We start from the raw sequence: 26621 nt of genomic DNA on the forward strand, positions 1-26621 counted from the left end.
CGCGACCGTTCGATGGGCTACTGGGATATTCCGCCTGAGCTTGCCTGGCTCGAATGGGTAGCGGGCTCCGAGATTACCCACGTCGACCCCGACGATCTCGTGGTGATCTCCGCCGCGCTGCGCGAAATCGGCGACGAGATACTCCGCGAAGCAATCGGCGAAGCGGATTCCGCTGCCAGCTCGGTGGTCAACGCCTACCCGCAGGGCGACGGCGGGGCGAAAATGACCGCGACCCTGCGGTCGATGATTCACAACGACACCCCGGCGGGTAAAGAACCCGACCATGGCTCGATCGAGCTGATGGGCAACTCGTACAAGGAATTGGCCGACGCGGTCGATTCCTTCGCGGGCGAAGTACATTCGAATCACCTCAACGCCATCTTCTCGCTCGGCTGGCTGGCGGTCGAACTGGCCTGGGCACTCAGTGGCGGACCGGCCGCGCCCTTCCTCGAGGCAGGGGCGATCGCCGCGACGCGGCTCGCCTTCCGGACGATGGGTGAGTGGCTGGCGTCTCGAATCGCCCGCATGCTCGGTCAGCGGTTTCTTTCCGATGCCGCACGCCGGGCCATCGCCAAGGTCGTCTACGAAATCATTCAGGAAGCGGCGGTAGAGGTCTTCCAGGGCACGGTCCAGGAAGTTGCCGTGCAGGGCATTGTCATCTCCGAGGGCCTCCAGGACGGGTGGCGGGCCGGCCAGATCTGGGAGAACGCCTGGGTTTCGGCGTTGGCCGGCGGTGTGGGCGGCGGCGCCGGAGCCGGGTTCAACCATCTGTTGCCGCGCGGCCTGCAGGGTGGTGGGTGGCGCGGGGCCCTCGGTGGCGGCCTGGTCGGTATCGGCGCCGGCCTGGCGGGCGCGACGGCCGCGGCCCTGGCCACCGGGCAGTGGGATCCACGGGCCTTCACCGGTGGCGGGCTTTCCGGTGCGGGGCCGAGCGCCGCGCACGGATATCGGGGCCGGGACCAATACGGCGGCGGGCCGATGAATTTCAACAACCAGACGCCGTCACGCGTCGGTACGCAGCCTGCGGCCGGACCCAATGTGCCGGGACCCACCACCGACGGGACCGCGCCGACCACCGCGCCCGCGGACCGCAACAGCACGGGGACGAACGGCACGGGGACCAACGGCGCGGGTACGAATGGTGCCGGGACCAATGGTGCTGGCAACAATGGTGGCGCAACCAATGGCGCTGGTACGAATGGCAGTTCCGCGACCGGAGCCAATGGAAACGGAAGTTCCGGCACTCCGACAAGTGCCGCTGGCGCATCGGGTGCGACCGCAACCACTGGAGCGAATACCGATGGCGCGCCCGCCGCTTCCAGCAATGGCGCCGACAGCTCCGGCGCCAACGCCGCTCCCGCCCCCGGCACGCCCGGCGGACCGGTGGCGAACAACTCCGATTCCAACGCAGGCGATTCGGGTGCGAGCAACAACGGCTCGAGTGGTAATGGTTCGCCGACAAGTGCTGGGCCGGGTCAGAGCAGTCCGGCTCATGGCGGAGATGTGTCGGCAGCGAGCACGCCCGGATCGCCGACTGCGGCTCCGGTCGGCGACAACGGGTCCGGTGCGAACCTCGGTGGTACCGACAGCAATGCGACGACTTCGGCATCGAATACGTCGAACGGCGGCGACCCGGCGCAATCCACTTCGTCGCCGACCTCGACGCCCAGTGCGACGAGCCAAGTGGGTACCGGTCCGGCTTCCCCCACAGCACCGGGAGGTATGTCTGCTCCGCAGGCCGGGGCCGCGCCGTCCGCCGCATCGTCGTCCGCCGCATCGTCGGCGGCAAACGCAGCGCCCACGTCTTCCGGATCATCGAGTTCGGCGACGCCGAGCGCATCGAGTTCTACCGCGACGCCGAGTTCCATGGCGCACCCCAACGCTGCCGCGAATACGAACTCCGCGGCGAATTCCAGCACCCCGACGAATCCGAACGCGGCGCGGGCGGCGACACCGACTTCCGACGGGACGGCCAGACATACCGCAGGACCCGATGCGACCCGTTCCGCATCGGACACCGCGACACCCGAATCGAGTACCGCGACACCCGAATCGAGCACCGCGGCGCCCACATCGGAGGCGGCGAAACCACAGGTCGGCCGCGCCGGTGCGCTGGACCCGGTCGCTGCGCGGCAGCCGAACGCCGCACCGCAGGACGCTGTGCAAGCCGGTATCGCGGATACCGCAGTGCCGCAAGCGAGTTCAGTCGACTCGGATGCTGACGCGGACAGCGCACGCGCACCGGCCGAACCCGATGTGCGGCTGAGGCCCGAAGACGGTCTACTGCCCCCGCCGCCCCCACCGCCGCCCGCCGATTCGGGCCGCCCGCCCGCGAACAGTCGCACGGGCTCCGACACTGATACCAACACCAACACCAACACCAACACCGACGAGAATGCCGCGCCCGAATCCGGTCGGGTGTTGCCCGAGGACAACAGCAAGGCGACTCCGGAGGAGCGAGCCCGGGCCGCGACTCTGCTGCGCGGTATCGATCCCGACGCACCGAACCTGCGCGCGACGGATTTGTTGCACGGCGTCGCCGACAGCGACACCGCCGTCGACGATGCGAAGCAGTTGGCGAGCAAGAACGCCGAGCGGTGGGCGAATCTGAGTGACGCCGACAGGGCGCTGCTGATCCGCGTCTATCCCAGCGTGATCGGTAAGGCACCCGGTATCGACGCTGCCTCGGCCGATGCCGCGAACCGGCGGCAGATGGTCCTCGAGCTCACCGATCTGGTCTCCCGTGGCGACTTGGACGCCGCTCGGATACAAAAACTGCGAAACCTGGTGAACGCATCCGTCGCGCTGGAGGAGGCGCGGGCGGCGGGCCACAAAGTGCCCAGGTCGACCAGGCAGCAGGTGGCGGGAGACCTCGCCGACGTGCTGTCGCACGGTGATTTGAACGCCGCTGAGAAACAGCAGCTACAGAACCTGATGCGCACAGTTCTGGCATTGCAGAAGGCGCAGGCCGCGGCGGCGGCGATCGACCCCGATATGCCGGTGCGGGTGATCGCCTACGACTCCACCGCCTTCGATGGCAGCGGTAGTGCGGCAATCGCGTTCGGCAACCCGGATACCGCGACCCAGGTGGCCTGGCATGTGCTGGGTAAGAACGGCACGCTGGCCAATGTCAACGACGCACTCGCGGTGACGCTGAACCAGCACCGCGCCACATTGCCACGGCTGCGCGCCGGCGAATCGGCCGCATCGATCGCCTGGCTCGGCTATGACGCCCCGACCACCCGCCGTGGCGCATTCTTCACCGGCCGCGCCCGTGCCGGAGCTGAACTGCTGCTGCGCGACCTCGCGGCCTTCAACGCGGCGCGGGAAGCGACCGGCGAGCGGCCGTCGAACAAGATCATCGCCCACGGTTATGGCGTCGACGTAGCCGAAAACGCAGGTGACATGGGCCGTCTGTCCGGCCTCGCCGACGATATCGTGCTGACCGGCATGGAAGGTGAGCCCTTTGTGAATAAGGGCCATTACGGCGACGACGTGCGCGTACATGTCCGCGACGACGCCACCGGCCTGTACCGCCAATGGAACGCCCCCGAACAATCCGGACCCAAGCCGCCCGAGGGCGTCCCGACCGACACCATGTACCGGATCGCGGACATCGCCGCCGACCGCGCCGGCGCCACCCCCCACCGCACCCCGGATACCGCCCCTGTGGATCCGGATGCTGCGCCTGTGGATCCGGATGCTGCGCCTGTGGATCCGGATGCTGCGCCTGTGGATCCGGATGCTGCGCCTGTGGATCCGGATGCTGCGCCTGTGGACCCGGATGCAGCCCCCTCCGACCCGGATTCGCAACGTCCTCCGTTGCGCGAGAACGGCTGTTCCGAGCAGGCGTTGTGGGTGGCCAAGCAGCGGACCGGCAATCCGGAGATGACGGTGCCCGAAGAGGGCACTGTCGGTACGGACGGTATGAACTGGCGTGCGCTGGAACGACATGCGGGTGCTCAGTTGACGCCGATCAACGGCAATCGCAAGCAGTCGGCGCATCAGATGATCGCGGATGCGCTGACGTTCATGGGCGGCAGGTCGACGGTGATCGTCGTCGATCAGCAGCACGGGGTATTCGGGGAGAACGAGGTCGGGGCGCATGCCTACGTCATGTACTTCGACGCCGCGACCAACAAGGTCATGGTCGACGATCCGCGGCGAAATCCCAACGGCCCGTTCGAATTCGACCCAAGCAACACACCGGACGTCAAGCGCACCTGGGGCATTGTCTACGACGCGAACGGCACCGCGACACGTCCACTCGCGGCCGGTAGCGGCGTTCAGAGCGACGATCTCGATTCCCATATGCCGTCCCGCGTCGGTGAGGGCGATCCGGTCGATCCGATGCGCGAAGTGCAGCGCTACCTCGACGATCCGCGAAATTCCCCGCAATCCGGGCAGGATCCGTTGTCGCCGGGGGAGCGCGACTACGTCAACGCCCTGTCCGACCCACTCGGACTGGGTGATTCGCTGCCCGGTACCGCGGATCCGCTGCATACCCTGGCCGATCTCGCACACACCGCCTGGGTGCGCGGCTTCCTGGACACTTCCCCGGAAGGCCGTGCGGCGCAGTATCTGCGCTTCCCGAACGACCTCGGGCCGCTGAACCTCGACGAACGTTTCCCCGGCGAACGCTACTGGCGCTATCCCTCCGATCCCGCCGACGCCGATTTCGTGCGCCAGCGCGACGACGTCGAGAACGACCCGTCGGTCGATACGAACACCCCACCGCCGTCGCTGCCGCGTTCCGCGCCGGAAGCGATCGCCGGTCCGCCGCGGACCGTCACCTCCAGCGCTCCGGATAGTCGTGCGCCGCAAGCGTTGTCGCCGCAGGCGGAGCAGGCACGGTTGCTGCGGCAGCTCGGCCTGTCCGCCGATCAGGTGAGCAGCCGGACGGCGCTGGCCGAAACGGTGGCCGAGCAGCAGTACCGGACGCTATTGCGCGCGGGCGCGATCGAAGCGCTCGCGCAGACGATCCAGCGTCAGGCGACCGCGACCGATCCGGAGCAACGCGCCGAAATCGCCGCGGTCGGTGACCACTGGGCGAGCTTGCTCCGGCTCCCGGCGGGTGATCTGACCGAGTCCCAGGTCGAGACGACGATCGCCCGATTGCGGGCCGAAACCCTGGCCCGCGCGACGGCGATCATCGATCTGGCCGATGCGGCACAGGCGGTTATGGCTGTTACGGCCGGACCGGCCGGTCAATTGGCGGAAGGTGAGTCCCTCCGCTACACGATCACTGTTGGCGGCCAACGGATTCCGGTGCTGCTCGTCGCCGACGGCAACGGTGGCTGGCGGGTCGAACCGGCCCGTCCGCTGGCCCAGCCGAGCCTGCCGGACCGGCAGACATCGGACCCGGCGCAACCGGATTCCCGGATGCGCAAGCTGCTGCGGCAGTTGCGGTACATGTTCGGCCATCATGGCGACGGACGGCCGATCCGGTATGCGTTGGGTTCCGGAAACAACACCGACTACTACAACTCCGATGTCGCCTCGATCCAGATGGCCACCGGCCATTCGGGTGACCACGTCACCGGTTTGGACTGGGACCCGGCATTCTTCCTGCTCCAAGCGAAGAAGTTGTGGTCCGGGCGCGAGGCTTTCATCGCGATGATCCGCGGCGACTACGCGGCGAGCCCGCGCATCGGCTCACCGGAGTCGCCCGAACTGCCGCCGCCCGCCGAGCGTGACGGCATCCCGAACGCACTGGTGCCGTCGGTCGACGATACGACCGTGCATCCGCCCGAGGACGCCGATCTCGCCGCGCAGGCATGGGTGCTCGGCGACGCGATCGATCAGCGCAACGCCGCCGGTGTTGCGCTGTACCAGATGGCCGACCAGCTGAATCTGCCGTTGCCGGATCTGAGTCCGGACGCGGTCGCGCGGGCGGTCGACGAGGCGGCGTACCGCCCGCTGCGGCAGGCGGCCGCGGCCGCGGCATTCGCGGACGCGGTCCAGAACTTCACCGTCGAGAACGGCGACCTTCGCTTCCTCGCCACCGATATGCGCAACGCCAACCCGCTGGAGCGCTTCGCCAATGAGATGAACATCGCGCAGGGCGGACGGCCGATCTCCTCGGAACCGAGCGGCGTCCAGAACAATCCGACCCGGATGCGGTTCAACTACGACCTGGAGAGCCGGAGTCCGAGCGCTGAGGCACTGCGGATCGCCTACAACGCGCTGCGACGTCAGCAGATCCTGATGCAGCTCGGATCGTGGACGACCGCGATCGACGTCGATCCGATCCAGCCGCAACCGCGGGAAGTCGCACAGCGACTGGCCGAATTACAGGACGCCGCGCGGGAAATGGCCAGCAAGGCAGCCGAATTCGCGGAACTGGCGGCGAAGTACCAAGAGGCGGACAGCCGTTTCGCCGACCTCGCCGATGAGATGGCGGCCGCGGCCGGACACAAGTGGATCGCCGATGCCGGCGGTGCGCTCCTGGCGCCCGGCATCGGATTGCTGGACGGCGACCGGCTGGTCGTGATCGACGACGGCGGCGGCCACGATCGCCTGTTGGCCGACGCACTCGCCGATCCGCGCAATGCCGATATCGCGGAGCTGCTCACCCGCGGCGAACTGGAACTCGAGTACCGATTCGCCTGGGCCGACCCCCGCAACGGAAACCTGCACGTCGCGGCCATCGATGCACCCGAGGTTCGGCATTTCTCCGATGACGTCGACGGCCGCAGGCTGTCCGTCACGGTGGTCAGGGACGGTGACGGCCCCTGGCGAGTGATCCCCACCGAGACCACCGACGCACCGCAGCCGGACAACCGGATCGACGTACTGGATGCGGACGCGTTGTCGACCGCCGAACTGGTGGCGCTGGTCGAGGATGCCGCCGTCCGGCTGGATGTGCCGATCGCCGACCTGGCGCCGGATCAACTCCGGTCCACCCTCGACCGGTTGATCGCCGCCAACAACCTGCGCGCGGTGCGGATCGAGGCACTCGCCGATATCGCCCGCACCCATTTCGATATCGACCGCTTCACCAAGTTCGAACAGGCACTGGCCGATGCCACAGTGTCCAGGGACGAATTGCGCGGCAGGCCCCAAGAGGCCATCGACGAGTTGAAGCAGCAGCACCCCTCACGGGCAGCGAAACTCGACAAGCTGGCGGGCCTGCTGCGACAGGACCCGGATCTACTCGATTTCGATCCGCATGTCTACGACGAACAGGGGCGGATGCGCCCACGCGGCCTGCCGATGCACCACGCTGACGCTCGCGACCGAGTAGACAGCGTCATCGGTGACGCCGCCGCCTTCCTCGACGCGGCGCGGGCACATACCCCGTCGGCGTCCGACCCGCCCGCGCCGAACCGTGACTGGGTGCGCCTGCTCGGCGTCGACCTGGAGAACGCGTCCCCGCGCGAGTCGGAAGCCATTTACAAGGCCCTCAAGGCGGGCACGCTCGCCGATCTGGCGCTGCGTACTCCCGAGCAGATCGCCGAGATTCAGGAGGATCTGCGCGGCGAGGTGCGGCAGGCGATGGCCGATCTCGCGGCTCTTGAAGCGCTCGCCGATCGCTACTTCCACATACCCAGTGGTGGTCAGCTGCTCAACCACTGTCTGTCGGAGTCCTTCGCCGACCTGAACGGACACCAGGGACCGGTCGTCACACGTGTTGCCGTGGATCCCGACCGCATCGCGGGCGTTCCGTGGGCCGAGGCACGGCCGCACTTCGGTGCCGCGAAACCCGGACTGTTCCGGACGGATTCGGACGGAACCGGTCACGCGCACCTCATGACCGGTCTGCGCGCGCAGGGACCGAACAGCACGGCCTGGGTGCTCGATCAACGCACGACCACCGACGAATTCGGGGTCGGTGCGCACTCCTACGCGGTGCACTACCTCGGCGGCGACATCTTCGTCGTCAACGGTCAGCGGGTCACCTTCGACGGCATCGACGATCAGGGCCGGGAATGGCTCGTGACCGACGCGGGCGATCGCGTGGCGCTGGCCGAATTGACCGGCGGCACCAGGCAAGAGACCGCGAATACGTGGGCCGTCGTGTATCAGGACGGCGTGCATATCCAGGATCTCGGCGATGTATCCGCCCCGCCCGCCGACGATCTGCGCATCGGTCAGGATCCGCCCGGTGTGCAGCGGTCGAACGACCCACTGCACCAAGTGGATCGGTTCTTCGCCGAGACACCCGAATTGCGGGCCGAGTCCGGGCAACCGGATCCGCTGACACCGGCCCAGCGCACGCAGGTCGCGGCATTGTCGGAGGCGCTCGGCCTCGGGGAAACCCTTGCCGGACTGCCTGATCCGCATTCGGCACTGCTGGATATGGCGCAGATGGCGTTGGCCCGCCGGTTCCTCGACCCGTCACCGGACGGGTTGGCGGATCAGCACATGCTGTTCCCGACGCATTTCGAACCGTTGACGATCAACGAGCGATTCCTGGGGGAGCGGTACTGGCGCTATCCGTCGGATCCGAGCGACGCTGAGTTCATCGCGCAACGTGACGTGCTGGAGAACGAGTTGCGCTCGCGCGGTGGGACGCCGGACGCGCAAGTGCCGACACCGATCCCGGCGGCGCATCCGCAGGCGATCGCCGGCCGCACGCCGGTACCGGATACCAGTGCGGCTACCCCGCGCCCCACCTCGATCACCGAGGTCCAGCAGACGCTGCTGCGGCAGTTGGGGCTCACAGCCGATCAAGTGAGTACTCCGGCCGCGCTCGCGGAAACTGTTGCGTTGCAGCGGTATCGGATCTTGTTGCGGGCGGGCGCGGTCGAGGCGCTCGATACGGCCATCGGGCGGCTCGAGGCGGCGGTCGATCCGGAGCAGCGCACCGAGATCGCGGCGGTCGGCGATACCTGGGCGACGCTGCTGGAGGTGCCCCCGGCTGATCTGCAGACTGGGCGGACGGCCGAAACGATCGCGCGATTGCGGGCCGAGACCGTGGCGGCCGCCAGGGCGGTTGCCGATCTGGCCGATGTCACCCAGCTGATGCAGCGGCCCGCACCCGGCCCCGGTGCGGCGCGGCGGGTCGATCTGGTGCTCGACGGTGAGCGGGTGCCGGTGCGATTGGTGCCGGATCAGCGCGGCGGCTGGCGGGTCGAGCCCGCCGAGCGGCTGGTGGCGCCGCAGGTGGCCTCGAACGCGGTCGCGACCACGCCGGATAAGCAGCCGTCGCTGTACCAGCGGATCAAGAACCGGATGTTCCAGCGGGATGTGCCGAACCCGGTGCATCCGCCGTCGGAGTTGGTGCCGCAGGGCCAAGAGGCCACGCTGCACGGTATCGGCCATCTCGTCGACAGCGATTTCCTGCTGCATTTCGAGGGCAATCCCGCGCTGACAGCACGGGAAGTAGTGAATCTGTGGCGCAACCGGCAGAAGTTCTGGAACTACCTGCGCGGCAAGTTCACCGCCACGCCGGTCGAGGCGCCGACGGATCGCCAGGGCAGGCCGTATCAGCCCTGGAAGCAGGACGCGGACCCTGCGGCGTTGCGCGAGTTCGAGGCCGAATTGGACCGCCTCGGTCTGAAGGACCGGTTCATGCCACAGCTGGGGACGCCGCCATCGCCGCAGGCACCACCGGTCACGCCTGCTACGCCCGGGATCGATAACGAACTCGCCCCGCCGGTACCGGCGGCGCAATCGCATGAACCCGATCCACAAGTCCGCGAAGAGCTGGACAACTGGGGCCGGGAGGTCGAGCAAGCCGCGCACGAGCGCGAGACGCAGGCCCAAGCGCTGCTCGCACTGGTCGGTCCACTGGGGATCGAATTGCCGGATCTGAGCCCGGATTCGGTGCGCGCGGCCATCGACCAGGCCAGGTACCTGCTGATGCGGCAAGCGGTGTCGGTCGAACGGTTGGCGGATGCGCTGCGCCGCTTCGATGTCGAGAACGCTCGCATTCCGTTCATTACCGAAACCGATCTGTCGCATCTGCTTCCGGCCGCCGTCGTCAACCGACCGAGTCCGATGGAGCGGTTCGAGCGCGAGGTCGCCGCCGCGCTCCGCCAGGGCAGGCCCGGCGGCACCCTGCACTGGGGCGGGGTCAACAACAATATGCAGGGCGGCCGGATGTGGTGGGATCTGTCCCGCCGCAACACCCCGGAGGGCCGCCAGTTCTTCGAGGACGCGCTGCGGCGGCACCAATTGCTGACCGAAGTCGATCACCTGACCCATCTGCTCGGCGTTGATCGCGAGGCGCTGATCGCGGATCGATCCGGCTTGGCGGATCTGCGCGGCCGAGTCGACGACCTGAACCGGGCTGTCACCGAGATCGAGCAGCAGGCATCCCGGTATCTCGACGCGGACACCGACTTCGGTGACCACGTCGAGGTGATGGCCGATATCGCGGGCGGCGAGTGGATCCGGGCACAGGGCGGTGTGTTGCTCGACCCGGACAACGCCCCCGGTATCGGCCTCGTCGGTGACCCGATGCGGCTGGTTGTCGTCGACAACAACCTCGAACACGACACCGTGCTGGCGAACGCGCTCGCCGATCCACGCAACGCGGATCTGGTCCGACTGCTCAATGAGGGCGGGCTGCAGGTCGAATACCGGGTCGCGTGGCCGCAGGCGGCGGCGGTTCTCGACGCCGCGGGCCAAGAAATCGGCCGTACCTGGGAAGTCGCCACCGCGACGGTGGAATCCCCTCAGGTGCGGCACTTCTCGGGCGACTACGACGGGCTCGGCCTGACGGTCACCGCAGTGCGCTACGGCGATGGATCCTGGCAAATCGCCCCCGGGCCGTCGACCACTACGCCTGCCGTTACGTCGCGACCGGAAATAGACCTCGGCACCATAACGCGCGTCGAGGTCGAAGCCGCGATCACCGAACTCGTTGGTCGACTGCCGGTCGGTCGTGCGGATCTCACGCCGGGACAACTGGATTCGACAATCGAACGACTGCACTTCGAGAATCGCGCGCGGGCGGCGCATATCGAAGCACTGGCCGACTACGCGCGGATCATGCTCGACCTGGACGAGTACCACAAGTTGCAGACCACGCTGGACAAACTCGGTGTGGACCGCGACGCTTTGCGCGCCGATCCGGAGCAGACGCTGGACCAGCTGAAGGCCGATAAACCCAAGCAGGCCAAGGCGATCGACGCACTCGCGCGCCAGCTTCGCGACAACCCGCAACTGCTCGATTGGGATCCACGGGTCGCCGACGAGATCGCGGGAATCCCGCACACCGACGCCCCGGCGCAGCTGGCGGCACTCGTCAATGACACCGGTCAGCTCCTCGCCGAATTGCGCTACCACGGGCTCAACCCGACCGCCGTCCCGAATATGCCTGCGCCGAACCATGATTGGGTCCGGATGCACGGCGTCGACATCGACAGTATGACGGCCAAGCAGTATCTGGCGGCGTTCGGCAAGTTCAAGGCGGACAAGCTCGAAGCCTTGATGGTGCGCACGCCCGAGCAGCTGCTCGCGATCCATGAGCAACTCCGGGCCGAAGTACGGCGAACCGCTGCCGAGATCGAGGCGTTGGCCGCGTTGGCCGGGCATTACACCACCACGATCGATCCGAGCGGTCTGTCGGCGATCAACACCTGTGTCGCCGATTCGCTGAGCCGCATTCTGTCCGATCAGGGCGACGTGGCCGATGTCCCGGTGCCGCGGCCCGGACAGCTCTCCGGTCTGGCGTGGAACGAGGTCCAAGCGCTACTGCACGGAGCCAGGCCGGAAGGTTTCGACAACGGTCGGGCACGTGGCCACGCCGATCTGATCGAAGCTCTGATGAACAAGGGGCGCGCGGGTGCGATCGCGTGGGTGCTGGATCAGCGCGCGACCGTCGACCAGCACGGCGTCGGCGCGCACTCGTACACGGTGAAGTATCTGGGCGGCAATCGGTTCGAGGTCGATGGGCGGCCGGTGACGTTCGACGGGAGGGACGCCTCGGGACTGGAGTGGTTCATCACGCCCGATGGCGCCCGGATGGCACTGGCGGAACTGACCGGTGGTTCCCGAACCGAGACGGTGGATACGCATGCGGTGGTCTGGCGCGATGGTCAGGTCATCGAAAACGTCGGCGACCGCACCGCCGCGCTGCCCGATGACCATGTCCGGATCGGTCGGACTCCGGATGAGAACACCCCGGTCCCCGCGCACCGGCAACCCCCGGCCAACGCCCCGCCCACGGTGGCCCGGTTGCGGGCGCAGATGGCGGACGCGCTGGCCGTGGAAGCGGCCGCTCGCACCGAGATCACGCAGCTGGAGGCCCAAGCACAAGAGGCCCGCCGGGACGGCTTGCACGAGCGGGCATTGCGTCTCGAGGAGCAGGCCGAACAGCGCGTCATCGAGGCGGATGCCGCGCGAGATGCGGCGGAGGCGGCGCGTTCCGACGCTGTCGCGGTCCGTGCGGCGGCGATCACCGAGGCTGAACAGGACGCCCGGTCCCGGATCGCCGACCTGCGCGCGCAGCTGGCCGAACAGCTCGGCGATAACGAGATCGCGCAGTTCCGTAGCGACCTCGAACTCATCGACAACCTCGATGGCGCCTTCGCGCTGCGTGATCGGGTCGAAGTCGCCCAGCAAGCCTTCCAAACCCTCGAAGCGCAGATCGAGCGCGGCCAGGCGGCCATCCAGGCGCTGCGCGAGGGCATCCGGGATCTGGAGGCGGAACCCGTTGACACGGTGGAGTCTTCGCGTGCCAAGCAGGCCGACCTCCGAACGGCCCGCACGAAGCTGCGCGAGGCCCTGCACACCATCAGTGCGCTGGAGGCGACACACGCCGCGCTGAGCAGGAAGCTGCCGCCCGGTGATCTGATCGAACTGCGGGCGGCCGTGACCACGGAGATCCTGGCGGCGACTCGTGCGCGCGATGCGGTGGCCGACGTTTTCGGGGTCAGTGATGTCGACCAGTTGAGCCCGCGCTATCCGGGACCGGTGGAGCCGGGCGTGCAGCAGGTGCGCACCCTGCGTGACATCGATGATCAGCTGAAAAAGGCAGAGGCCGAGTTGGATCGGCTCGCTGAGCGTCGGGCGGCGTTGGCTGCCCTTGACGACCTGGGGTTGCTGCCGATTTCCGAGCGTGTTGGTGTTCATCCGGCGGCGCAGCCGTCGGCGGGTTTTCCTGATGCGCGGTTGGTGGTCGTTGGTAGTGATACCGATGTCAATGGGTATCGGCAGGCTTTGCATGCGGTGCTGCCACCGGACACCGACCTGAATTTGGTGTTGGGGCTGGCGAAGTCGGACAAGGTTCCGTTGCGGGTCGAGTTCCATCGGGTGGAGGTGGATGCGCAGGGGCGTTTCCAGCGATCGCATCTGTTGCCGTCCACGGATGCGGAGCTCACTCGGCGTAGTGGTTCTTGGGAGCCGGGCAAGCATGCGCGTAAGTGGGAGAAGACTCGTTGGACCGATCCGCAGCCGCCGTTTCTGTTGAAGTTTTCCGCGGTGCCGAGTTTCGACAAGATGTTGGCTGGGTTGCACGATTTCGAGAACGGTGAGGTCCCGGCGTTCGTGTTCCCGCAGAACATGCCGTTCGCCCCGACGATCTACAACGTTCCCGAGGGTGTCAATGCTTGGACCTCCGCGGTCGGGCTCGATGTGTTCCAGGCTCGGATCATGGTGATCGGCATTTTGGAGCGGTTGCCGAATCATCCGTGGATGAAGAATCTGCTGCACAATCGTCCGTGGATCGGTCGGGCCATCCTCAGTGCCACTCGATGGTTGCCTGCGAACACTTCGCACGGCAAGTCGGTGCAGTTACCGTTGTCGGCTGATTTCGCTTCTCGGCATGCGAGGTTGGCGTGGGCTCTCGGTGATCTCACTACGTGGATTCCCGCTGTCCGAGACGGCCGTTGGATCCATTTGGTGCCGATGGTCCGTGGCACTCGAACGCATGCGTGGTTCGCCGATTCCCAACCCGATCCGCAGTCGCTGCATCGCGCCGATCTGAGCAGGCCGCCGATGCACGCGGAGATGCTGCGATTGGACGGCACCGTGGTCCGGCCCTACACCGGGGAGAGCGTCGAGCTCCCGGAAGCGCTCGTTGAGCGCTGGCGGGCCAATGACGAAGCCCGCGAGGCTGTTCGGCAGCAGACCGCAGCCGAGTACGCCCGATTCGAGCACAACCTGTTGCACGAGAGCGACAGCTTCATCGACCGGATCGTGGACCGGGCCGAAGCCGATCCGGACCGCTACTCCGGCGGAGATCCGAAGCGTTGGGTGCGCAACAAGCAGGGCGTATGGGTGCGCGACCCCAGCGGTGCGACCCTGGCGAAGCACCCCGACGGGTCGACCTGGTTGCGCGATCACGACGGTGCGGTGCGTTCGAGCGAGGAGATCGCCCGGACGCTGCGCCAGGTACGCGACTACCTGCTGCGCAATACCGAACTCAACCAGGTCGCCGACGTGGCCGCGCTGTGGAACCGTTTGATCGACGGTAAACCGGTGCGCGAGGACATCATCGGTGTCGAAGCCGCGCTCGCCGAGATCCGTTATCTGGCAATAAATCCCGAACATACCGGGCAGCAGGCCCATGAGGCGGCGAAGAAGGCGGGCTACGACTGGGACGCCAACCGCCCGCATCTGCCCGGCAAGCGCACCCTGTGGCAGCGGTTGACCGGCCGCCGGGCCACCCCGCTCGGATTCACCGCCGAACTGGACCAGCAAATCAACGATCCGGCGCACACCCGCCGCTTCGGTACGACGCTCTACTACGGCAGGCAGGGCTTCGATCAGGTGCGCGCCCAGATCCGCGCGGTCATGGGCGGCTGGCCGGAATCCAAGATCGCCGAGGCGCAAGCACAGGTCACCGAGCTGGCCACCCGCGCAACTCAGTCCTATCGCGGCGATCACGACCTGGCCCGTGGCGGCGTGCACGTATCGGCGCGAGTCACCGGCAACCCCCGTTTTCAGACCCTGCAAGTGTCCGTTGAAACAGACGGCGACGGCTCCTTCACGCCCACCCACTACACCCTCGATGAGCACGACAACAACTGCGTCGTAGTGGCCGCCCAATTCGTCAACGCTCACCAAGGCGACGTCACCTGGGCCGATATGCTCGAACCCGGCCTGGCGGGCGTGCGCTTCGGCGACCTCGTCCCCGAACTGCGCGGCGCCCCGATCCAAGGCTTCGCCACCGACGAGACCGCCAGCGCCCATGCCCGTCTCGTCCGCGGCCTGATCCAAGCCGGACCGGGCACCACCGCCTTCGTCATCGAACAACGCGGCGCCCCCGACCGCCACGGCGCCATCGGCCACGCCGTAGAACTGACCTACCTCGCCCGAAACCCCGACGGCACCCACACCTTCTCGCTCAACAACGAGACCGTCACGCTCGCCGAGTTCGACGGAAACGGCCGCGAATGGTTCGTAGCCCCCGTCGCCCGCCCCGCCACCCCCGCAGTGGCCGCAATCGAAGGCCGCCCCACCACCACCCTGGTGTCCCTGGCCGACCTCACCGGCGGCACCCGAGCCGACACCGTTGCCCTCTGGGCGGCGGTATGGCACGACGGCCGAGCCATCGTCATCGAAGGCGGCGACGTCGACGCACCGATGCCGGATGCGGACGCCCACATCGGCCAGAACGCCCGGAATGGCCCTGAGCAGCCAGCTATCCCATCGCTGCGCGAGGTGCTGGAAGCGGCAGCCGAGGGTGCGAGCACCAGCGAGCTGGCCGACATGCTGCAGGGGCTGGAGCAGCAATACGGCCCCTATCGCCTGACCGATTTGTCGGTGCGATACCTGTCTTCCGGCGGCATATCCGTCGACGGCATGGTCGTCGACGAAAACGGGATGGACGCGGGAACTCTCACCGAAATCTTCGAGATCGACGAAGACGGCCGGGTCACCGTCCGGCACGAAAACCTCCGTATCGACGAGGATTACCAGGGCCGAGGCTTCGCGCGAAACTTCGTCGAGACAATCGACGCACTGTATTTCCGCAGCGGCGCCGACCGCATTCTGATCACCACGCAGGGGGACGGCGGCAAGTTCTGGGCCATGGCGGACTACGGCTGGAATATGGATGATCCGCGCGCGGCAGCGGAGTGGATCAAGGCGCGGATCGAACAACTGTTGCCGGTGGTCACACCCAGCGAATATCAGATTCTCGCTTCCATTCAGCAGCGCCTCAACGGCCCGGTCGAGAGCTACCCATCGCCGCGCGAGATCGCCACCCTGAATATCGACGGGCGCCAACTCGGTGACCGAATCATGCGCGACGCGTGGTGGGACGGTACGCGGGAGCCGGGATCGCCCGCAGCAACCGAGCCTGCGACAGTGGGGCAACCGGTTCCGTTGACGCAGCTCGCGGTGAGTGAGATCCGCAACTGGATCGCGCCGTCGCAGGCACCGTCCGCAGCGGGCGCGACCGATGCGCTGGTGCTGTCGGTCGGACGCTCCGACAGCCAATTGCGGCCCGGCGAGGTGCTCGACGCTGACGATCGGGTGGGACGTGACCGGGTGAGTAGCGTGCCCGATGCCCGTGATCGTGTCGTGCGGTGGCTGGCCGAACTCGGCTGGGGCGATGTCGATCAACGTCATTCGGTGAAGTTGGCCGCATCGGAGCTGGTTGCCAACGCGCTCGAGCACAGCACCGAAGAGGTCGCGGTGCTGGTTCGGGTCATCGGCGAGCCGGGCTCGCGGGTAGTGTTGCTGGCGGTGCTGGATAACAATCCGGCACAGCCGACCCTTCCGGTCGCGCGGGCGGAAGCCGCGGCCGAACCGGCTGCGGAAAGGTTGGAGGGCGCCGACCTCGACGCGTTCCTGGGTACCTTCGACGAGGAAGCCGACGTCCCGGTCCCCGATCCGGCAGCGGTCGAACCTGATTCGGAAGTGCTGACCGGCGATGCTCTCGATTCATTCCTCGATGGCTTCGACGAGGATGCCGCAATCGTGCTTCCCGATCCGGACGCGAACGAGGCGAACCCGCCGACGGAGGGCACTCGGGGGCGCGGGCTCACAATTGTCGCCGAGCTGAGCGATGGCTTGGGCATCGTGGGGATGGATGACGCCACGGGCAAGGCGGTGTGGGCGGCCTTCGTCGAGAACGGCGGCGCCACCGAGGACGTGGCGACCGCCGCTGTATCGGAATCCGGTGCGGTCGAAGCCGATCCGCATCCGGTCACCGCACCGGAGATGCCCGCATCCGGACTCCCCAGAGGGATGCGGCGGCTACTTGCCGGCATCGACGACGCTGCCAGAACTCCGGAGTTGGCCGAACGTGCCAAGAGCTTCGTCCTCGACCGCTACCACGATTACCGGCAGCAGAGGTCGCAGACGCAGTATCGAGAATTCCTGAATACCAAGACAGCCGAGCTGATGGCGCAAGGTATTCCGGCATCCGATGCCGAATCGACGGCTCGGCAGTTGACCGATGAGTTCATCGCAGGTGAGCGCGCACAGCGGGGAATCGACCGTGCCGCGGCGGAGCGTACGACCGACTGGGTGGACAAGGTCCACATGCGCGCACAACGAGCGCGCGGTGATTTCGTCGACCGGTTGGTCCGGATCAGCCTGGCGGAGCAGGGAATCCCCTCCGATATCGACCCGGCACTGCCTGCCGAACGACGGGTTGTCATCGATCGGGTGAATGCCCTGATCGAGAGGTTGGGCGAAACCCAGAACCGGTTGGATGAACTGCTGTCGGTCAAGCCGGAGTTGCTCGATAACGGGGCAGGCCATTGGCAGACGGTCCTCAATTCGATGCGTTCCGAACTGGCCGAGTTGGCTGGAGACTACTTCGAGGGCAGGACCGCGATCGGACAACCGATTACCGCTGCGGTCGATGTCGGCTTCCTGAAGGGCTACGACATTGTCGTGCGCGGCCTCCTCGGGGAATTCGCAATGGCCGCGCGATTGGACAATGTGCAGGCCGTCGGACTGCTCGTCGACGCTGATCTACCAGGGCAGAGCAGGTTCGACGGCGAGATCGATATCGTCACCGACCGCGGCGCGACATGGCATGAGGTGAAAACCCGTGAGCGCGCTGTGCAGCATGATCGGGGCATCCGGCCGGATACCGAAGCTCAGGTTCGCAAGCAGCTGCACATTGCATATCTGAACCGCGCGTATTGGGTGGATGGGCGGCCGCCGAAGATCGTCTGGCACTTTCTGGACGGCGTAGCGCCGACGGAGAAGGCCCAGATGGAAGCCATCCGGATCGAGGACGAGTCCGGCCGGGTCATCCACGACCACCGTGTCGAGGTCGTCGACCACGCCGATACCGCGATATCTAGTTCCTCGAAATCCTCCGCACGCCAGCAGATTCCGCCGCTGCCGGAATTCGGATTGCCGGAAGGCATGCACCAGATCCTGGCTCGGATCGATACCGCCGCCGGTGATCGCGAATTCGCGGGCCGAGTCGAGGCCGCCGTGCTCGAGCGGTACCGAGAATTCCGGCAGGAGCAAGCCGAGCGCGCTCACCGGGAATTCGTGAAGAACAAGACAGCTGATCTGTTGGCCAAAGGTACACCGGAAGATCGGGTAGCACCGGCGGCCCGGCAGTTCGCCGACGAGAACCTCGTCAGCGATCGCACGGTGGCACGAATCGGTCGTGACGCCGCGGCCCGGACCAAGCAGTGGGCCGAGAAGGAGCTCACCCAGTTCTTCGCCGAGCCCGCGGCTTCGCACTCGGATCCGGCGGGCACGATCGATACCGGTGAGCTGCCGAAGGGGCTGCGCAAAGTTTTGGCGCAGATCGCGAACGCCAGTGATCCCGCCGCCGCGCAGCAAGCCGAAGCTATTGTCCTGCAGCGTTATCAGGAATACTTGGAAACGCCGACGGCGAGTGTGCGCCGGGACGCCCTCGCCGCGAAAGTGGAAGAATTCTCCCGGCTCGGCATGTCGACCGCCGACGCCGAGCGCTTGGCGCGGTCCGAGGTCGACGCCTTCCTGCGTACCAAGGCCGCGCGTAAAGCGATAGATGGTGTCGCCGCGAACAACACCGTCCAATGGGTGTCCAAGGCGCAGCGCAGCGCCGATCGTGCGGGTGTGGATCTGGTCGACCATCTCGCCCGGTTGTACCGAGACGCGAGCGTGGCGGATTCGGCAACCGCGCCGCAGGACGCACCGGGATACCGGCCCAAGTCAGCGGAATCCGCGAACCCGGGTACCTCCCGGACCGGGATCGCAGCCGTCACCGACGGCTCGCACCAACGGTCGGAATCCGAGACTCCGACGAACCGCGGACGCCCCACCGGTTCGGTAATCGCGAACCCGAATCCGTCGGGCCGCTTCGATCCGGGCATGCTCACCGCGCACAGTCGCGATGCCGCGGGTGCGGGGGACGCGTTCCGGCGACCAGGTACGCAGGGTAAACCGTTGCAACCCAACGCCGATCAAGAGATCGATCCGCAGGGCCACGACACCGATGTGCACAGCACCGCGATCGATTCGACCATCGCCGAGCCGTCGGGCCGACCCGATCCGGGCCATGCTCGGCTGAACGACGATGTGCCGCCGACTGATCCGGTGTCGACGGAACCATCCGAGGGTGGGCAGCGGCTGAATCCGGACCAGATTCGGTTACCTGGGCTTTCTGAAACTGTCCTCGCGTGGAAGAGCCCGAACTACGAGTTCGAGGGCGCCCTGGATGCCGTCGCCCGCACCGCGATCGAGGCGGCTGGCGGACGCGCGCTGACCGATCGGGTCGGCCTGGTGGATGACGTTGCGCCCCGCGTTCTCATCGCGGACTGGGAGGGTGCTGATCATGATGCGGCATTGACCGCCGCGCTGGATCAGTTCCCGGAGCTGGCAGCCGCACTCACACAGCCCGGCGCCCGGATCCAATATCTGTCCGGCCGCGTCGATCCCTACGACAACATCCTGCTATCGGACATCGACTCGCCGGAACTCGTCTCCGCCGCCATCGAATCCGGTCCGTGGCAAGGGATCGAGCTGACATATTGGCAGGACACCGAGGGCTACTGGTGCCCGGTACCGCAAAACGTCCCACTCGATCGAATTCCGCCCGCACGCACCGGAAGCGACCTGAGTTCGAGTCATCCACTGCGCGCGGACTATCGAGGCGAAAACAATGAGAGCCTCCCGATCTTCCGCCGGGTCCACTACATGTCCGAGGCGCAACGCGAGGCGACTCGGGTATTCGTGGGGCCGGACGGCCGCCTCTACCGCGCCGTCGACGGCACCCCGTTCCATGCCGCCCGTACGAACGGGAACCGCGCGCAAGCGGGCTGGGCGATGTTCGTCATGGACAGCAGCGCCAACCTCTACGCAGACACCAGCGAAATCCCTGGTATCTTGCACCACTCTTCGTTCCTTGCCGGTGCACCGGTTAGTGCGGCCGGATCTCTGAAGGTCCCACACGGCCGAATGGTCGCCATGGATGACCAGAACGGACACCACTGGGCGAACGCCGAATCCAACGACCACGGTTTGCGACAGCTGCGTGCCCAGGGCTTGGTCACGGCGGACGGATTCCAGCAATACGACCACAAGATCCAGGTCCGCGAATCGACGCTGCCCGAACCCGAAGCTGGTCAGGAGACCGATGCGGCCGAGGCACGGACCAGCGATGACCTCGACCTGCCAGAGTCGAGTACCGAACAACAGCCGGATCGAACCACCGGCGCGTGGCATCCGCACCTGCCGGGCAGCGAACATGCCGCTGACCCTGCCGCGTATCCGGGCCAGCTCATCACCCACGTCGAGGACAATCCCGACTCCGGCGAAGGCCCCGAATACTTCGACGCGTCCGAACCCGCGCCGCCGAACCAGCCGGATCCGCCTGCCGAAACAGTGCAGGGCGTCGGCGAATTCCATGGCTCCGCTCGCGATGCCGCCGAGCAGACGCTGACTCGCGAGCTGGCGTTGAACCTGACCGAGGGTGCGCTGCGATTGGTCATGCCCGCGCAGACCAGCTGGCATCGCGACGGCCACTTCCTGCTGCCCGACGGACGCTCCGTCCACCTCGGCGTCGCCGAGCTGCCGGGCAATGCGATCGGCGGCTTCGCGTTGCGCGCGGACGGCAACGTCGATCTCACCCTGGCGCAGGGGCTGCGCAACCGGGATATTCCACGTGCGGTCGCGCATCTGTTGACCCGGCTCCGTCAGGTAACCGATCCGAATTTTCGGCATCCGGGTGGTCGGTTCGCGGAACTGAAAGTTCTTGCCGGGCAGCTGGATCAGGCGATTTTCGATCCGGGCCGCGCCAAGCTGGTTCCCGATGTGCGGCAAGACCTGTTCGCATTGCTCGACGATCTGGGCATGATCAGCGATCCGGTCGGCGACGCCGCCGAGCAACTGGCCGCCTTCGATCCAGAACTATCGCGCCGGATCGGCCTGGAATACGGTGGGGCGGTTGCCAATCGGCCCATATTCGGCAAGGCGCTGACCGATCCGGCCTTCGACGCTGCCGCGTTGGCCCACCTCGGCGAGCTGGCCCAGGCGCTGACCGGACCTTATGCCCGCGACGTGTTGATGGCCGAGGCGCTCTCCCTCAATGCTCGGATGCGGGAAGAGCAGTGCCGCCGCATGTTCGAGCCCATGTTCGCCGACAAGAACGCGGGAGCGGTGCGCAAGCAGTTGGTGGGCGACGAGGAACATCACCTGCTCACCAATGACGACCTGATGGCCGAACTGAGCCCACTGCGGGCGGCCTTCAACGACCCGTTGCCGCACGGACCTTCCCGGTTCGCGGCCTTGGACGCGGCCATCACGCAGGTCGCGAACTCGCCCGGCATTCCGCGACAACTGCGTGAAGCCATCGACTTCGAGCAGATGCGGATGGCGGCTCGGGCCTTCTGCGAGATGCCCGATCGCTCGGGCGGCGTGCTGGACCGGACCACCGGACAGGTCACCTTCGACTTCCTGCCCGCCCACGACCGTGGCACGACGATGTCGCTGCTGGAGTTCTTCCACGCCGTCGACCGCGCCAACCGCGGTGCCGCCGAGCACGGGTTGAATATCGAATACGTCGTCGTCATCTACGACGAGTCCGGTGGGCGTTCGACGGTGGACATCCTGTCCCGGCCACGGCCGCATTACCGGATGCCCGCGGCGAACAACCACCCCGTGCTGTTCGCGCCGCGCCCCTCGGTGCCCGCGGCGGCGGCAGGCGGTCACACCGTCGATGTCGGGGTCGGCCGTGGCGGATTCGCCGTGGAAATGACTCCGGAACAGGATCGTTCGGGCGGCGGCCTGGTGCTGCAAACCGAACTGCCGATGGACTACGCCGATGCCGGGCAGCGCCGTCGCCCGCTCGGCATCCTGGACCCCGGCCCGCTCACCCAGCCGGGTTCGCTCATGGTGTGGGCGGATCTGCTGACCGCCGGTGACGTACTCAACGCCGGCGGTAACGGCGGCGTTGCCCGCTTCTACATCAACAATGTCAGCGCCCACTTCGGCGACGCCGAATACGACGCGATGGCCAGGACCCTGCCGCGCACCCTGGCGCCGGGCGGCCGCCTGGAAATCCAATGGGATATGAAGTCCGAACTCGTCGAGGGCGGCGAACCCGGCGATCGGGGCCACATTCAGGGCGACAAGCTGGTGTTGGCGATCAACCGCGTGCTGCCGCCTTCGGTGGCTGCGGCCTTCAGCGTGCTGGAGCACACCGTGTTCCCGCATCCGGGCAGTGCCGAATACGTCTTCACCATCGATGCGGGTGCGAGCAACGTACTCAATCCGCAGGCGATGGCCAAGTATTCGCCGCCCGCCCCCACCGACCGTATGGTGATCGTGTACGAACCACCCGGCATGCGGCCGAGCGCTGCGCGGACCGACCTCGAGGACGGTGCACAGTAATGGCGGAGATCGACGGGGTCCGGCAATGGCTGGACCGCGCGGCCGAATTCCTGCGCGGCCAACTGCAATGGTTCGGCGGTCAGATCGCCCCCGGCGCGGTCACGCACGTCGCCATTCCCGCGCACCCTTCCCGCGTCGACAACACCGATCCCGGCCGCTACCGCTTCGAGGCCGTGGCGAACCTGACCTGGCGCGACGATCCGACGGCGGTACACCGCGCCGCCCACGCCCTGAGAACCACAGGGTGGACCGTCGACATGCACCGTGATCCGGACTTCCCCACGGTAGTGACCGTCGTCGGCACCAAGGACGGCTACCGCATGCAGGCCCGCACCGAAGAGGGCTACGGCGGCATCGTCCTACTCGGCGAAACCCCCGATATCGTTCTCTACGAAGACGATCCACTGCCCACCCCGTCTCCCGCCGTCACCCCCGAAACCCTGAGCCCCGGCGCACTCCTGTGCTACGAATGCGACGGCCTCGGCCACTGCCCGGTCTGCAAAGGCCGCGGCTGGACCAAGGGCGGCAGCACCGGCCGCATCCGCTGCCGCGAATGCCTCGGTTCCAAGGTCTGCCCGGTCTGCGGCGGTGCGGGGGAGTTGCACATCGCGGACCTGACCGACGAGGCACGCGTCCACTATCCGGACCTGGGCTGAACCCTGATGCCCCTCGTCCTCACCCGAATCGAGTCGACAGTCGGTAATGGCCCGCGGCGACAAGGACTTCGAGGGCGGCGCGCCGGGAAGGACAGGAGCGCGGGCACGTTCGGTGCACCTGCATCAGCCGGTGCGCGTGCTCCACGCCGTATGGATGGATCGTCGCCGTACAAATCGGATTGTCGGCCATGGTCATCCACCTCCGCAACCAAGCGCTGTTACCACCATGATTCCCGGTTGACCTGGCGTCGGCGTGGCGCGGACCGTTTCCTTACCGTTCCTTAGGGCGATCTATGCCCGTCACCATGGTTCGGTATCACATGGCAATACACAATGGCAGCAATCGAATCCATGTCAGTATGGGTCGGTAGGACCGAGTGCTTCCGCACATGACACCGAGACAGCAGGAGTCATCGATGGCCCCGAATGATGTTCCGCAACCGTCCTGGTCGGGTCTGAAGAACCAGGCGGCGAACGGGACTCTCAAGCTGGACGACACCGCCATCGCCGACCTCAGGAATGCTTGCGACGCGGTGATCGGGCGCTTGCTCGCGGTCAAACAAGAGATCAGCGAACTAGCGAACATCAAGGCGTTCGCGCCGACCACCCTGCCATCCAGCGATACCTTGGCGCAGAAATACGTAACCAGCGCCAATAACTTCGGCGACATCGTGCAGCGGCATTTGGACATCCAGAACGACATGATGGACACCTTCATCGCGGCAGGCAAGGCGTACATCAACGCGGAAGTCGACAGTTCCCAACGGCTCGACCGGCTCGCCGCTCTCTCGAAAGTGTCCCCGGTGACCAAGAAGGCCGGCGACTTGGGCGTCGATCTCGGGAAGGTCGACACGAAAGTCGACCGGATGGGATTCCACGGTTTCGACCAACTCGACAAGAGCAAGATCAAGAACGCGAACGGAAATCCGAACGGTTCGTTCGTGCCCGAGCACAACACGCAGGGTGACATGTTCAAGGGTGCGGCCGCCGAGGGCGAGAACCCGGATAAGTTCGACTACCAGTTCCTCTACCGCATCGGGCAAGAGATCGATCACCAGACTCCGGGAAAGCGAGCTGGGCAGTGGGACAAGCTCGCCGGCGTGTTGGACGACGTTTTCACCACCTTCAACAACAAGATCGGCGCCGTGGCGAACGGGGAGAAGTGGGGCGGTGACGGCGCCGGTGCCGCGAAGCTGGCAACCAACCAATACGTCACGGATACGCAGAATCTCCGCGCGCAGATGAGATCGCTCAGCGGAAACCTTGCCTACACCTCGGGATGGTTACAGCTGACCAAGTCCGTCATGCCGCAGACGCCCACCGATAGGTCGAACCAGGAATTCGAAGCGCCGAGCGGGCCGGTAATCACGGCCCCCGGTGGGGGATCGGGCCCCACCGGGGGAACCTACCCCGATCAGACCCCGATCTACCGCGAGAATTTCAAGAACACCTACCTCATCGGTCTTCCCGAATCGGACACGTCGATACCGTCGCTGCCCCAGCCGACCAGCCCGATCAAGGAAATTCCCAACTCGACCGATCCCCACACGCGGCCGACCACTGGCGGTCCAGGACCCAGTTCCGGGCCTGGCACGTCTGCTCAGCAACAACAGCAGACGGGGGAGGCCGCGCGACGGCAACGGCAAGCTCAGCAGGAAGCCGATCGTAGACAACGGGCTGCGGACAACTACACGAAACAACAGCGCGAGGACGCCGCTCGTAGACAACGGGATGCGGATAAATACGCGGAACAACAGCGCAAGGAAAACGAGAAGTACACCAACGAGCAGCGGGCAAGGGCTCGTCAGCAAGAAGAGGCGGCCGCCGCATACCAGCGCGAAATGCAGGAGAAGGGCCGCAAGCAACAGGCGGAGCAAGAAGCGAGGCAGGCCGCCCAACAAGCCGAGCAAGAAGCTCAGCAGGCCGCTTCCCAAGCCCAGCAAGCGTTGGAAAAGGCCATGTCGGGCGGCGAACAGGCATTGCAGCAGGCCATGTCGGCCGCCCAGCAAGCCGCACAGCAAGCATTGGCAGGGCAGCAGGCAGCCGCGGCGCGAGCCGGGATTCCCGGCATGCCGACGCCAGGCGATCTGGCCAAGCTCGGTGGTGGTGGCGGCGGTGGCGCCGGGCCTGGCGGCACGAGCGGGCTCTCGGCCGGTAAGCAGCTCACCGAGTCGGCCAAACTCTTCCCGCGCGCGAGCGCTGCGACAACCGGTCTCGGTGCGCTCGGCCGGGCCGGCGCAGCATCTCCGATGGCAGCCACCCCCGGTTCTCCCGGCCCGGCGGGCGCGGCCGGACGTGGCGCCGATGGTGGTCAAGGCAATAATCACAAGCGGCCCGCGTACCTCGAATCCGTCGAGCATATGGATGATTTGCTCGGTGACGCGCCGCGCGTTGTACGACCAGTTGTGGAGCAATGAACCGAACCTGGAAGCTGACCGATCTCGAGTTCGTCGTCGCATGGGAGGACATCCTTCGCGAGGGTTTCATTCCGCAACCGTTCGTGTTCACCAGCCGCACAGAGCTGTGGAACGACTACGTTCGCGAGCGGATAGGGGTGCGCGAGCAGCTCGTCGCGACAATGGACAACGACCTGCTCGAACTGCTGAAGGCGATGGCGCGCCCCGACATTCGAGTTATCGCGGCGGCATGGGACGGTGCGGACCCGCAGAATACGGAAAAGTGCGTGCGCGTGGTCGCCGCGCGACGGGGTGACCTCGGAGTTGTCGCAACCCAGATCCGGGGGGAGACGGTATTGCACAGTGGCGGTTACACATTCACCGAATGTGATCCGCTTGCGCTAGCGGATGAGCTGGTAGCGATACTCCCCGACGCAGCCGCGGGACAGCGTGGCGAGATCGAGCTGGCCACGCACACCGATGCGGCACATTTGGACTATGAACGCCAGGTATCGGCCGTCTTCGACGATTTCGACGACACGGTCTCGTACCGATCGGAGGCTTTTTCGAAGGCACCGGTTGAGACGGCGGGCCAAGTGATCGTCGTCCAGGGGCAGTCCAAGTTCGGTCCACGTGGCATCGTCGAGAACCGTATTCCCTGGCGCGATCTGGTCGATGACGGTCGTTACGCCATCGTCTCCGCGAACCCGCCGGTGGCACGCCCTGTCGATAAGCGGCAGTTCGTCGCCGTGATCAACACGCAGATCGCAACTGTTGTGCGCGCCATCAAGGATGAGCGGGTGTAACCAGCCGAGCGTTCACGATCCATGTGCCATAAAGCAATTCGTCATAGACTTACCAGAAGTGATCACGAGAT

4 protein-coding genes are annotated in these 26621 nt (G+C 66.5%); all 4 read left to right on the forward strand.

Annotated features, from left to right (window positions below):
* The first annotated feature begins 12 nt into the window (after positions 1 to 12).
* The 4 genes from AB0J29_RS06500 to AB0J29_RS06515 all read left to right on the forward strand — a co-directional run bounded on the left by AB0J29_RS06500 (position 13) and on the right by AB0J29_RS06515 (position 26550).
* Positions 13 to 22692, forward strand: a complete 22680-nt coding sequence (locus AB0J29_RS06500; protein WP_364780269.1) for a hypothetical protein — start codon at positions 13 to 15, stop codon at positions 22690 to 22692.
* Positions 22692 to 23348, forward strand: a complete 657-nt coding sequence (locus AB0J29_RS06505; RefSeq protein ID WP_364780272.1) for a hypothetical protein — start codon at positions 22692 to 22694, stop codon at positions 23346 to 23348. Before AB0J29_RS06500 ends, AB0J29_RS06505 begins: the two co-directional genes overlap by 1 nt.
* 416 nt (positions 23349 to 23764) lie before the next feature.
* A complete protein-coding gene (locus AB0J29_RS06510) occupies positions 23765 to 25765 on the forward strand; it encodes a hypothetical protein (RefSeq protein WP_364780275.1) in 2001 nt (666 codons plus the stop codon).
* Positions 25762 to 26550 (forward strand): ESX secretion-associated protein EspG, encoded by a 789-nt coding sequence (locus AB0J29_RS06515; protein ID WP_364780278.1) that lies wholly within the window; start codon positions 25762 to 25764, stop codon positions 26548 to 26550. Before AB0J29_RS06510 ends, AB0J29_RS06515 begins: the two co-directional genes overlap by 4 nt.
* The last annotated feature ends 71 nt before the right edge of the window (positions 26551 to 26621 follow it).

It is taken from the genome of Nocardia sp. NPDC049707 (genome assembly GCF_040674855.1).
Lineage (GTDB): Bacteria > Actinomycetota > Actinomycetes > Mycobacteriales > Mycobacteriaceae > Nocardia.

What these genes read in the sequence shown, in the direction of transcription:
- AB0J29_RS06515 (WP_364780278.1), top strand. Translation starts at nt 25,762, where the DNA reads ATGAACCGAACCTGGAAGCTGACCGATCTCGAGTTCGTCGTCGCATGG.
- AB0J29_RS06500 (WP_364780269.1), top strand. Translation starts at nt 13, where the DNA reads ATGGGCTACTGGGATATTCCGCCTGAGCTTGCCTGGCTCGAATGGGTA.
- AB0J29_RS06505 (WP_364780272.1), top strand. Translation starts at nt 22,692, where the DNA reads ATGGCGGAGATCGACGGGGTCCGGCAATGGCTGGACCGCGCGGCCGAA.
- AB0J29_RS06510 (WP_364780275.1), top strand. Translation starts at nt 23,765, where the DNA reads ATGGCCCCGAATGATGTTCCGCAACCGTCCTGGTCGGGTCTGAAGAAC.